The following is a 12,681-nucleotide window of genomic DNA, read 5'->3' as shown; positions in this document are numbered from 1 at the left end:
AAAGCGCAGCTCCTTAAATGTAAGGAACTGCGCTCTCAATTCATCGTTTAACCGTAATATATAAGACATCCGTAAAAACGGAACATTTCTTACAATTCAGTTACACTTACAGTTTGATTACGTTAGCTGCTTGTGGTCCACGGTTGCCTTCAGTAATTTCGAATTCAACATCTTGACCTTCTTCCAAAGTTTTAAAACCGTCGCCTTGGATTGCGGAGAAATGTACAAATACATCCTCGCCACCATCCACTTGGATGAAGCCATAACCTTTTTCTGCGTTAAACCATTTAACTGTACCTTTCAAGTGAACAACCTCCTAAAAATACCGCCATCTATGGCGAATATCCATATTATACTTCATGCTTTTTCACATTGCAATTGGTGTTTTTCCGGGTTTTACGGTCTGGAATGATTTGCTTTTGCGGCAGAAACTGCGGTATCATGAACCAAAACATCTATAAAATCGGAGACATGCATATGATGAAAAAACACGAAATATACAAAAAAGACAAGTGGAATATGATGACTGTCGAGGTGCAGGGCCGTTACATCGTTCTGCGGGAAATATCTGATGATTGGGGCGAGGAAGCTCACACGTTTTTGAGCCGTCCGGCGCTGATGCATTGGGCTGAAAATCGTTTCCCCAAGCAGTCCTTTCAAGATAATGAGGAAGAGTGGCAGCGGATCATGAACGCTTTCAAACAGGTGTAGCCTATTCATGGTGTCCAACAGCTATCTCATCTTCATTATTCTGGCCTTCACGCTGGGCGGAGTGCTGATCATGAAGCGTGAAACGATACCGACTCCTCTCAAAAAGTGGATGGCCCTCACTGCCGTAATCATGATTTGCCTTGCCTTTTATCTTATTGTATACAGCTTATTAAATATAGGTTCCAACCCACAGTAAGGAAAATTATACTTTCAGGGGCAAAAGGTCATACTATGGCATAACAAGCCATGGTATAAGGAGGATATGCCGTTACATGCATCCTGTAAAACCTCTTGCCCTGCTGCTTACGGTAAGCGTGGCGGTTTCTTCGTTTTGGCATCCGTCCCTTACCGCCGCAGCCCTATCCCACATTACGTTCGATCAGAGGAGGCTCTCCATGAGTGAAATTGTAAAACGCGCTGATGCGCCAGTGGAAAATACATGGAAACTGGAAGACCTGTTCCCCAACCCCAAGGCATGGGATCAAGAATACGAAGAAGTCAAACAATTGGCCAAAAAGGCTGCTCAATTCCAAGGCAAGCTCAATTCAGCCGAAGCGATTGGCAACTGCTTCAAACTCGAAGATGAGCTGTCACTTAAAACCGAGCGTGTATATGTGTATGCCCATCTTCACCATGATGAAGATACGGCTGAACCTACATATCAGGGTCTTTCGCAAAAAGCTAAAAAACTAGGCGTGGAAGTCAGCGAGTCTCTTTCATTCGTGACACCTGAAATTTTGGCGCTGCCCGATCATCAGCTTGATGCCTTCATTGAAGATCCGAAGCTTTCGGATTATAAGTTTACACTTCAAGAAATGAAGCGGGAAAAAGCTCATATTTTGGGCAAAACAGAAGAAGCACTGCTCGCTCAGGTTGGCAATCTGGCTCAAGCCCCGCAAACAATTTTCGGGATGCTTAACAATGCGGATCTGAAGTTTCCAAAAATTAAGGATGAGCATGGCAAAGAGGTCGAGCTGACTCATGGCAGCTACATTCAATTTCTCGAAAGTCCACACCGCGAAGTACGTGAACGTGCTTTTAAAGCGGTATATGACACATATGCCAAAAATAAAAATACGATTGCCTCTACATTGAGTGCTAATGTGAACAAAAATATTTTTTATTCACGTGTTCGCAAATACCCTTCCGTACTGGAAATGTCACTATACGGTGATAATATTCCGAAAGAAGTGTATACGAATCTTATTGATACGATTCATGAAAGCTTGCCCCTGCTTCACCGTTATATCAAGCTGCGTAAGAAGCTGTTAGGTGTGGATGAGCTTCATATGTATGATTTATTCGCTCCGCTTGTGGACGAATACAAGATGGACATTACGTATGAAGACGCCAAAAAGCAAACCAAAGAAGGCCTTAAGCCTCTGGGCGAGGACTATCTGGCTTCATTGCAAAAAGGCTATGATGAGCGCTGGATTGACGTATACGAAAATGAAAATAAGCGTACAGGCGCCTATAGCTGGGGGGCTTATGGCACCCACCCTTATGTGCTCCTGAACCATAAAGATAACCTGAACAGCATGTTCACGCTTGCGCATGAAATGGGGCATGCGCTGCATTCGTACTATTCAGACAACGCATTGAAGTACCGGGATGCACAGTACACCATTTTCCTGGCTGAAGTGGCTTCCACTACTAATGAAGCCTTGCTGATGGATTATTTGCTGAACAAGTCTACCGATCCAAAAGAGAAAATGTACCTTCTCACCTACTATGCGGACCAATTCCGTACAACAGTATTCCGTCAAACGATGTTTGCGGAATTTGAGAAGATTGTACATGAGCGTGCTGAACAGGGAGAATCCCTTACACCGCAGCTTTTGTCGGAGATTTACTATGATTTGAATGTGAAATATCACGGACCTGGCATGAAGGTAGACAAAGACATAGAAATGGAATGGGCACGAATCCCTCATTTCTATAACAGCTTCTATGTCTACAAATATGCTACCGGCTTCTCGGCAGCAACCAGTTTTTCGAAACAGATTCTGGAAGAAGGCCAGCCAGCCGTTGACCGTTACTTAGGCTTCCTAAAGAGCGGTGGCAGTGATTATTCAATCAATATTTTGAAGAAAGCTGGCGTTGACATGTCCTCTCCGCAGCCGATTCGCGAAGCCATGAGCGTATTTGAAGAAGTCATTACGGAAATGGAAAAGCTAACTGAAGGAAAGTAAAACCGTGCACACTTCGAATCCCGCATTAAAAAGATGCACGGATAAATCCCTTGTCCATGGAGGACAAGGGATTTTATAATGTAACGGGAGGAGGTGGCATTTTGAAAACACAATGGTCTTTGATTGCAGCACTTGTTATAGCTTTGTTAACAGCTGTTTTTGCTGTTATTAATGTCAATTCGGTTCAAGTGAACCTTCTGTTTAGCAGGGTCAGCATTCCTTTGATTCTGCTTATTCTCGGTTGCACTCTTTTAGGTGGACTTATAGTCGGTTCTTTCGGAATCTTCCGTCAATATAGGCTTCAGAGAGAGATCAAGCGTCTGACTAATCAGCTTCATACACTACAAGAAGAGCACACATCGGCAGTGGAAGCATACGCGAATGTGTCCAATGACACGACTGGTTCTTCCAGCACGGTGTCTACATCCGACCCAGGTATAGAGCAACCGTCCTCTAACCCTGATCGGTTGTCCAAATGAGGAGGAGCAACAAATGACAATTCAATTCAATGAAAACTATATCATGAGCTTTTTAAATCAGCTTTTGAACACGCCCAGTCCTAGCGGATATACACATCATGTGATGGAGCTGATTCGTAAGGAAGCCGAAAAGCTAGGGGTACCCATCGAATGGAATGCAAAAGGTGGTGCTATCCTGACTCTGGAAGGTGAAGAAACGGACCATACAGTGGCGCTTAGCGCGCATGTGGATACATTGGGGGCGATGGTTCGTTCGATTACAGCGCAAGGTACCCTACGCCTGACATCTGTGGGTGGCTTCATGATGAACAGCATTGAGAACGAATACTGCCTTATTCATACCAGAAGCGGACAAACGTATACGGGCACTATTCTGTCCAGTCACCCATCCGTACACGTCTATGATGATGCACGAAGCTTTGAGCGCAAGGAGAGCCATATGGAGGTACGGATTGACGAGCTTGTCGAGTCGAAAGAAGACGTGCTTCAGCTCGGTATTTCGGTGGGCGATTTTATTTCGTTCGAAGCGCGCCCAGTCGTAACGCCCAGTGGCTTTATCAAGTCGCGGCACTTGGATGATAAAGCCAGCGTAGCGGCACTGTTTGGTTTATTAGAATCATCTGTACATGGAGGCTGGAAGCCTCGACATACTGTTAAATTGCTCATTTCCAACTATGAGGAAGTGGGGCACGGGGCGGCCTACATACCTGAAGGAATCAGTGAGATGATTGCTGTCGACATGGGCTGCATAGGTGAAGATCTGAGCTGCAAGGAAACGGACGTTTCCATCTGTGCCAAAGACTCCTCAGGCCCTTACGACTATAACATGACGACCCGTCTGATTGAGCTGGCCAAGGAGCTGAATATTCCGTATGCGGTAGATATTTATCCGCACTATGGTTCAGACGCTTCGGCTGCGCTTAAAGCAGGCAATAACATTCGTGCCGCACTGATCGGACCTGGTGTACACGCCTCTCACGCAATGGAGCGCACGCATAAGCAGGCCGTATTAAACACTGCCCGTCTGCTTGCGGCTTATGTAACAGCCTAACCATTTTATGCTGCATGGAAAACAGGTGCACATACTTCTACTTCTACAAAAAAGCAAGCCTCCATCTAAATGGAGACTTGCTTTTATTTTTAAGATTTACTTTGTTCAATTTGCTCGGCTAGCTCATTCAAATAGGTCCAACGTTCCATTTGGTACTCTAGATGCTGTTCAGCCTTCGCTTGCTCAGCCATCAGCTCCTGCAACCGTGCCGAATCGCTGAAAGATTCCTCCATCTGTCGCTGAATGTCGGCCAATTTCTGTTCGGCTTGTTCAATCAGCTCATCAATCTGCTCATATTCCCGCTGTTCCTTAAAGGTAAATTTAAGCTTGGGTTTATTTGCCCCATTGACTGATTCGGAAGGACCCGCAGACTTAGGTGCAGAAGACCGATTCGAGGAAGCTGTGCCCGGCGAGACAGACGTATTCGCAGAAAGCTGTGCATTTTTACTGATCCATTCTGCATACTCGCTATAGTCGCCTACATGTACACGTACCTGTCCATTCCCTTCGAATGCCAGTATTTTGTCCACGGTCCGATCCAGGAAATAACGATCATGGGAAACGATAAAAACTACGCCTGGGAATTCATCCAGATAGTCTTCCAAAACGGAAAGAGTCTGAATATCGAGATCATTTGTCGGTTCATCCAGCAATAGTACATTTGGTGCGGACATAAGGACACGCAGCAGATACAAACGACGTTTTTCGCCCCCGGACAAACGAGAAATAACCGTCCATTGCGCACTTGGTGCAAACAGAAAACGCTCCAGCATCTGCGCAGCTGTAATCGTCGAACCATCTGCCGTACGAATCACTTCCGCTTCTTCCTTAATATATTCAATGACACGCAAGGATTCATCCATTTCCTGATGCTCTTGAGTAAAATAACCGAGCTTCACAGTTGGTCCCAATACAACACTGCCGGAATCTGGTTCTACACGCTGGGCAATCATTTGGAGCAGAGTGGATTTTCCACTACCGTTAGGTCCTAGGATGCCCACACGATCACCAGGAACCGCAATGTAACTCAAATCCTGAATCAGCTTACGGGAATCTACCGATTTGGACAAATGCTCGATCTCCAATATCTTTTTACCCAGACGTGTGGAGGCCACGGACATATCTACAGATCCAGAACGAGCTTCCGGTTGCTGATCCCTAAGCTGCTCATATCGGTCAATACGCGCTTTCTGCTTGGTCGAACGTGCCTTTGCTCCTCGACGAATCCAGGCCAGCTCATTACGCAGCAGGTTCTTCCTTTTTTGTTCCGAAGATGCTTCCCGCTCCTCGCGTTCTGCCTTCAGCTCCAGAAAACGGGTATAGTTAGCCTCATAACGGAAAAGGCGACCATGATCCAGCTCTAACATGACATTAGCAACTCTATCCAGAAAATAGCGATCATGCGTGATCATTAACAACGCACCACGTCTCTTTTGCAAATATTGCTCCAACCACGCAACGGAATCATTATCAATATGGTTGGTAGGCTCGTCCAAAATGAGCAGCTCACAAGGTTGGATCAAAGCCGCAGCCAAAGCAACCCGTTTACGCTGTCCACCAGAGAGAACGCCCATACGAGACTCAAACTGAGTGATTCCCAGTCGGGTAAGTATATTTTTGGCCTCGCTCTCCAGCTGCCATGCTTGGAACGTATCCATTTGCTGACTTGCTCGCAGCAGGCGGTTTTGGAGCTCCTCGCTACCCGGATTCAATTCCAGTAATTCCATCGTTTCTGTATATTCACGCACTGCTTTCATTTCAGGCTGGTTGCCATGAAAAATATGCTGGAGTACCTTCATTTCAGGATCAAACTCCGGATTTTGTGCCAGATACTGAATTCGCACATCGTTGTTCACTGCAATATTACCATCATCTGGCGGCTCTAGGCCGGAAATTACACGTAAAAACGTTGATTTGCCAGTACCATTTACACCAACAACCCCTATTTTGTCACGCTCATCCATACCAAAGGAAACATCCTCGAACAACATTTTCTCGCCGTAGCTTTTGGTTATATGTTCAACGGTCATAATATTCATTACAGATTCCCTACTCTTCCCCAATTTTGTGATGCATCTTGTTTATTTTAACACAGACACAGCCAATGATTAAAAAAAACCGTTAGCTGAACAAAGCCAGTACGGTTTTAAAAGACAACATGTCAGAATTTTTGTACTCCCGCCTCACAGCCATGCATAAATAAATTAGCTGCCAATGCAGCCGTCTGATCCACGTCACATGCACGGAAATTTTGGTTCAACAAAATATCCATTTTTAGGCGTTCCATCATACCAATGAATGCCTTGGCATGAAATTCGGGCTGCGGCACACCCTCTAACGCCAGTTTATTTTTGACCAGATCGGTATAGTCCTGAATAAATCCCCGCATAAACTCCATAAGATCAGGGTCACTATTAGGAGTCATAAAAAATAATTTAGTATGCTGCTTGCGTTTGTAATAATAGTGGAGATGCAAATTCGCCATCCGCAGCAGTCCCTCTCCCAAAGTACGATTGACCAATGCACCTTGCATTTCGGATAGATATTGTTCGCAATCTCTACGTGTGACTGCTGTAAATAACTGCTCTTTACTTTTAAAGTACAAGTATACCGTGCCTTTAGCAACACCCGCTTGTTCTGCAATTTCGGAAATTTTGCTTTCATAAAAGCCTTTGGTGCCGAAGACAGTGTAAGCGGCGTCCAAAATAGCTTCATATTTATCTCCGTGCATATCCCCCATCTTTGCACCTCCTGAAACAATGATTGAAGCACGCAGTTATTCTCTAGAACGATCTCCAGCCTGGCTCATAGCATAAAGAAGATACCTGCAAGAGCGACCAATCCTCCGAAAATAGAGCTGATGCTATTCACCCGATCATTGCTCATCCAATGCCAGCCTCGTAGATAGACTGTCGTTTGCCCACAATGCGAGTCTACCTCTACTTCCCGTTTGCAAACTGGGCAGAAACGCATCAACTGCACTGTAGCACCAAGATAGGAATCAGCGAAGGCTCCAGCACTGCCAGATAACCCTCCGATCAGTGCCCACAGCCATATTGGCAATTCCGGCATACCAACGACGTGTCCAAAACCCCATGCGCCTATACCGATCAGTATGCCACCGGCCAAGGCCGCAGCCGTTCCCAATACAGATACTCCTCCCGAGGTTCCGGGTGCCAGCACCTTCCCGGTAAGCACCGAACGAGGCGGCTTACGACTCAGGCTTCCAAATTCCGTTGCCCACGTATCAGCTGTGACTGTAGCCATAACACCGACAAATGCCAGTTGCCAAGCAACATGAGGCCATATCGCATGACCTAGACATAGCAGCATGCCTAATCCCCCATTGGCCCACACTTGTCCTGCATCCCGGTTACCGGTTTTGGCATATGACTTTTCGAGCTCAGCCTTGCGCTCCTTTTTGAACTTCGACAATAGAGTGGACGTGATAAAAAATAAGAGCAATGTGCCGAACCAAAACAGGTTGCCCGCCCCATAATACACAGTTCCCATCAGTACAGCCGCAGCAAAGCCGGATAAGGTTAAGGATTTTTTATAAAATGCAGCCCCCGCCACTACAGCAGCGGAAAGTAATCCGATGATCCAGTCCATGATATACCCCCGCATTTGAGATGAATCTCTGTTTTTCGCTTTTAGTTCTGTATATCATTGTACAATGCTATACGCTTATATAAAAGCCGTGCCCCATGCTTTCGCACAGGACACGGCCTTCACAAGGCTTTTTAAATCATCTTCATTAATGCCGTCTGTAGATTTAGCCGATGATGAAGCTTCCCTGACGGTCACTCCCCCAATAAAGCTCAAAGCGGTCCCCGCTCGCTGTAGGCCCTACACCCGCCGGAGTGCCTGTAAAAATAATGTCACCCTCACCCAGTCCATATTGAGTCGCTATATATTCAACGATGTGCTGGATGGAAAAGATCATGTCCTTGATATGCCCACGCTGCACCTCTTGTCCATTTTTAAGCAAGGAAAAATCCTTCTGCTCCAGCATGTCCAAGCTCTCTAAAGGCAAGAACGGTGTCACAGGTGCAGACGATTTAAAGCCTTTGGCAGCAGTCCATGGATGACCTTTTTTCTTGAGCGTACTTTGTACATCACGCAGGGTAAAATCAATGCCAAACGCAAAAGCGTTCAGACACGCATCTGCGGTCATGCCTGGTTCGTAGTTACGTCCTACAGCCACCACCAGTTCAGTTTCAAAATGAATATCTCCCTTACCCTGAGGAAGCTCCAGCTTAGCACCATCCAATGGCACAACCGCATGAGATGGTTTCAAGAAAATCATCGGTTCTGAGGGAACATCATTCCCCAGTTCCTCCGCATGCAACTTATAATTGCGTCCGACACAATAAACATTACGAATTTCCACATTCATTACGATCCGTCACCCTTTCTGCGTATGTAGTCCAATTGATTAACGAATAAGTTTACGTATATAGTGCCACAACCGGGGCTTGGAAAGCAAAAAAACCTGCTCCCAGCGATTCGGCCAGTTGGTACAGATCATCAATTCAGGATGTAATGAGGATAATCTCCGCATGATACGCCGGTCATCCACCGTCCATGCCATGACCGTAATCCCCCGCCCGATCAGATCTTTCAAGAGCTTTCGATCTAACCGTGGATAGCCAATAGACAAAAAAGAACATTGTAAATTTTCTAATTGCTTTGCCAAATCGTCTGGACGGGCATCGATAATCAGTCCAGTACGGATTTCAGGTGCAAGTTCTTTTGCTCGGCGCAAGGCCGCACGCTCAAAAGAGGTTAAAACCACCTCACCCTCCATCCCCCTCATTATAATTTCACGAAGGACGGCTTTCTCTAGTCCCGGATACATATCACCAGCAGTTTTGAGCTCAATATTGAGCGATACACGTCCCTGGCACAAATCAAGCACTTGGGCGAGGGACGGAATAGGTTCCCCATGATATTGTGCATTTTTCCAGCTACCTGCATCGAGTCGTTGTAAGTCTTTCCAGTCTGCATCCTTTACTCGTCCCGTACCGTTCGTCGTTCGCTCCAGCGTAAAATCATGAAAGACCACCGGAACACCGTCCTTTGACAGCTGTACATCCAGTTCAATCCAGTGCACAAAAGGCTGTTCCAGTGCAAGCTTAAAGGCTGCCATCGTGTTCTCGGGAGCAATTCCCGAGAAGCCGCGGTGAGCCACGCACATATGATTCATCCCGTTATGACCTCCATTCACAAAGGAGTCGCTCATACGATCGTTCCGTCCATGTCCATATTAACAATTTCTTTCTTACTGCTACTGAACGCTTACCATACCATCCACACCTATCGAGACATTGCTTGGTGACAGTGCCGCTACTTTCTGCAAAATTTTGCTGGCCTCCGCATCCTTCAATGGAATCGGTTGACCCAGGTCCGCTCGGTAAGGGGTCAGCTTCATCTTACAGTCCCCGTTCCGGGTACAGGTGGCCTGAAATATCGCTGTATCCCAGGTGGCTGGCACCGTTGATTTAGAAAAAATAAAATTGCCTGTGCTGTATGCAATCCATTTGCCTTTATATTGCTCCATCCCTTGTAGCACATGAGGATGACCGCCAACGACAAGATCAGCCCCAGCGTCAATAAAAGCGTGAGATAACTCAGTTTGATGGGGCTCAAGTGCAGTGGCTCGCTCCTTGCCCCAATGGGCAACCACAATCACCAAATCAGCCTGATTTCGTGCCTCACGAATAGACTTTACGATCGCGGTCGAATCATAAGCCCCCGCTACACCGGACTGTTGGGCACCTGCATTCCAGTTGGCTTCAGGCATGACACGTGTAGCCCCCAACAACGCAATTTTAATCCCGTTACGTTCAAAATAATGCGGCGCATACGCTTCTTTGGCATTGCGTCCAGCTCCAGCATGGGCTATACCCTTTTCATCCAAATATTTCAGGGTATCCAGTAATCCGCTTGTCCCCTGATCCAAAATATGATTGTTGGCCAAATTTACAGCATCGATCCCTGCCGCTGCCATTGCAGTTAGCGCCTTGGGCGAAGATTTATACACATACGTTTTATTTAACGCACCAACGCCATTAGTGGTCACCGGTGTTTCCAGATTGGCAATCGTTAGATCGTCTTTATGGAACATGCTCCCGAGATATTGGTATGGAAAATCAAACCCATTCTGCTCCAACCTCTGCTCAACTTTACCAGAGAACTGCACATCCCCTATGAAGTGAAGTGTAACTGCTGGAGAATTGCCATCATCGTTGTTTGCATCCTTTTTTGGCGAATCCTCCTGTGCTTGCCTGTCTTTCTCCGAAGATGATTTTGCTCCTGAAGAGCTGCCTTCGGAGGCATTGGTGTCGGGCGTTGTCACGGGAGAACTGCTTGTGCCTGGAACGGTAGATTCCTTCGTTTCATTAACTTCTTCACTTCCTGAGGGAGTAGGGTACTCATCATCATTAGCAGGCCCCGTTTGGATGTTCTTTTCAGTTTGCGAATACTGGGCGTTTTCCGCAAGAGAATCACTACTATCGCGTTCAAATATGTAATAATAACCGAAAAGACCTACGATCATTAGCAGCAAGACCAGATTCGTAATGATCCAAGCCTTGCCTATTTTTGGTTTTTTTGCTCTCTTTCGACCTTCATTTCTCTGTGACCTGGGAGGGTACATTCTTCACTCCTTCTATGCTACTACATATGCATGAATTCCTTATTAGCTGGCGAATTTTACACCTTCTCCATTATATATCAAATTTCTATATAAATAGAACCCCTCGCCTGGATCGCGAAGGGTTCATTATCGAACATTTATACCTCTACCTTAACGACTTCCTGCTGTGCCGCTTGAACAGCATGGGAAGCCCATTCCTTGGCCTGACGGATACAGTCTGGCAAACCGATCGCATCATAACCAGCGCCCAAAACGTACACACCTGGCATCGCACTGCGCAGTTCTTCCCGCAGATCAGCTATAGCCTGTGGGTGCCCCACCGGATATTGCGGCATGGAATGACGAAGACGCGTAATTTCTGTGAATAGCGGAGTTGCTGTAACTCCCATCATCTCTTTCAAATCCTTGCGTACCACCGCAATCAGCTCATTATCCGGTAATTCTACTGTTTCTTCAGCACCTGCTCGCCCTACATAACAACGCAACAGTACCTTATCGTCCGGGCTGGTATGTAGCCATTTGGCGGACGTCCACGTACATGCAGTCACGCTACGTCCTTCCTTGCGAGGAACCAGGAAACCGGAGCCGTCAAAGACGTTTTCAATATCTGTTTTATCAAAGGCCATGACTACGTTCGCTACGGATACATATTTTACAGCTTCCAGTGCAGTCACATTTACATGATCTCGCAGTAGCGGCGCAGCAGCGAAGTTAGGAGTCGTTACAAAAATATCGTCTGCCTCCAGCGTCTCTCCATTGTCCAACATAACGCGATAGGAACTTCCTTCATTTTCAGTCGTCTTTGTGAATTCGGTAACAGCAATTCCGGTGCGTAAATCACAGTCATACAAATCATTCAGCAATGCATGCACCAAACTTTGCAAGCCTTGACGGAAGGTCAAAAAAGCGCTTTTCTTGGTACCTGTATGCGTTTCAGCAGGTTTTCGACCTGTCATCATTCCGTGAATGAGGCTTCCATATTGCTGCTCCACCTCAGCAAACTGTGGAAAAGTAGCCTGCAGACTTAGCGTCTTCATGTTGGCAGCATAGATTCCCGCCAGCAGTGGCTCGGTTACATTCTCCAGCACTTCTTTGCCCAGTCGGCGTTCAATAAAATCACCCAGCGCCTCATCTCCCGGTTCACGACGAGGCGGAATGACAAAATCCATCATAGCCCGCATTTTTCCACCTAAAGAGATCAAGCCGCTGCGTAAAAAGGGTTTCAGCTCTGTTGGAATGCCCAGCACCAGCCCAGGAGGCATCGGATGAAGCCGACCTTCATGCAAAATATATGTCTTTTTAGCCTCAGGGTTCGTGCTTACAAGCTCATGATCCAGCTCCAACTCTTTTGCCAGATCTATCATAGCCGTTTTCCGGGCCAGAAAGGAATCTGGCCCCTTTTCAATGACAAAACCATCTTTATGCAATGTTTCAATTTTTCCGCCCAGCACGGAAGCTTTCTCCACCAGCGTAATTCGAGGTGTGTAGCCAGCTTCTTTGTACATTTTCCGTGTATAAAAAGCAGTGCTAAGCCCGGTCAAGCCTCCGCCTACAATTACAATATTACGTACCTTATGCTCCATTATG

At 46.4% G+C, this 12,681-nt stretch carries 13 protein-coding genes; 5 read left to right on the top strand and 8 right to left on the bottom strand.

Annotated elements, in window-relative coordinates; all coding sequences use genetic code 11:
* Nucleotides 1–106 precede the first annotated feature (106 nt).
* The gene (locus HFE01_RS04190) at nt 107–304 is read right to left on the bottom strand and encodes a cold shock domain-containing protein (RefSeq protein WP_016819721.1); all 198 of its coding nucleotides are present in this window, start codon (nt 302–304) and stop codon (nt 107–109) included.
* A gap of 173 nt (nt 305–477) precedes the next feature.
* On the opposite strand from HFE01_RS04190, the gene HFE01_RS04185 reads away from it, so the two are divergent.
* From HFE01_RS04185 to HFE01_RS04165, 5 genes are all read left to right on the top strand, one after another.
* Nucleotides 478–711 (top strand): hypothetical protein, encoded by a 234-nt coding sequence (locus HFE01_RS04185; protein WP_014599632.1) that lies wholly within the window; start codon nt 478–480, stop codon nt 709–711.
* A 7-nt stretch (nt 712–718) separates the two neighbouring features.
* Nucleotides 719–907 carry a hypothetical protein gene (locus HFE01_RS04180; RefSeq protein WP_016819720.1) on the top strand — a complete coding sequence of 63 codons (189 nt, stop codon included), beginning with the start codon at nt 719–721 and terminating at the stop codon, nt 905–907.
* A 199-nt stretch (nt 908–1,106) separates the two neighbouring features.
* Nucleotides 1,107–2,903, top strand: a complete 1,797-nt coding sequence (gene pepF / locus HFE01_RS04175) for an oligoendopeptidase F (protein ID WP_167438221.1) — start codon at nt 1,107–1,109, stop codon at nt 2,901–2,903.
* Between the two features lie 56 nt (nt 2,904–2,959).
* Nucleotides 2,960–3,382 (top strand): LapA family protein, encoded by a 423-nt coding sequence (locus HFE01_RS04170; protein ID WP_016819718.1) that lies wholly within the window; start codon nt 2,960–2,962, stop codon nt 3,380–3,382.
* 13 nt (nt 3,383–3,395) lie between these two features.
* Entirely contained in the window at nt 3,396–4,433 is a 1,038-nt protein-coding gene (locus HFE01_RS04165) for a M42 family metallopeptidase (RefSeq protein ID WP_017425848.1), read from the top strand.
* Between the two features lie 89 nt (nt 4,434–4,522).
* Here the strand turns inward: HFE01_RS04165 and HFE01_RS04160 are convergent, their stop codons facing one another.
* The 7 genes from HFE01_RS04160 to hemY all read right to left on the bottom strand — a co-directional run bounded on the left by HFE01_RS04160 (nt 4,523) and on the right by hemY (nt 12,677).
* Nucleotides 4,523–6,472, bottom strand: a complete 1,950-nt coding sequence (locus tag HFE01_RS04160) for an ABC-F family ATP-binding cassette domain-containing protein (RefSeq protein ID WP_039277004.1) — start codon at nt 6,470–6,472, stop codon at nt 4,523–4,525.
* Between the two features lie 122 nt (nt 6,473–6,594).
* Nucleotides 6,595–7,173: a TetR/AcrR family transcriptional regulator gene (locus HFE01_RS04155; protein WP_107734323.1), complete on the bottom strand. Its 579-nt coding sequence runs from the start codon at nt 7,171–7,173 to the stop codon at nt 6,595–6,597.
* Between the two features lie 65 nt (nt 7,174–7,238).
* Complete coding sequence (locus tag HFE01_RS04150) at nt 7,239–8,045, bottom strand: DUF92 domain-containing protein (protein WP_019686901.1); 807 nt, start codon at nt 8,043–8,045, stop codon at nt 7,239–7,241.
* 163 nt (nt 8,046–8,208) lie between these two features.
* Nucleotides 8,209–8,832: a fumarylacetoacetate hydrolase family protein gene (locus HFE01_RS04145; RefSeq protein WP_019686900.1), complete on the bottom strand. Its 624-nt coding sequence runs from the start codon at nt 8,830–8,832 to the stop codon at nt 8,209–8,211.
* 39 nt (nt 8,833–8,871) lie between these two features.
* Nucleotides 8,872–9,642: a glycerophosphodiester phosphodiesterase gene (locus HFE01_RS04140; RefSeq protein ID WP_045243904.1), complete on the bottom strand. Its 771-nt coding sequence runs from the start codon at nt 9,640–9,642 to the stop codon at nt 8,872–8,874.
* Nucleotides 9,643–9,723: 81 nt separating this feature from the next.
* Nucleotides 9,724–11,094, bottom strand: coding sequence for a CapA family protein (locus HFE01_RS04135; RefSeq protein ID WP_167438175.1), 1,371 nt, complete (start codon nt 11,092–11,094; stop codon nt 9,724–9,726).
* Between the two features lie 137 nt (nt 11,095–11,231).
* Nucleotides 11,232–12,677: a protoporphyrinogen oxidase gene (gene hemY, locus HFE01_RS04130; protein ID WP_167438176.1), complete on the bottom strand. Its 1,446-nt coding sequence runs from the start codon at nt 12,675–12,677 to the stop codon at nt 11,232–11,234.
* Nucleotides 12,678–12,681: the final 4 nt, after the last annotated feature.

Origin of the sequence: Paenibacillus sp. EKM10P (genome assembly GCF_011800655.1) — a bacterium.
Lineage (GTDB): Bacteria > Bacillota > Bacilli > Paenibacillales > Paenibacillaceae > Paenibacillus > Paenibacillus polymyxa.
This window is presented reverse-complemented; position numbering and strand designations above follow the sequence as displayed.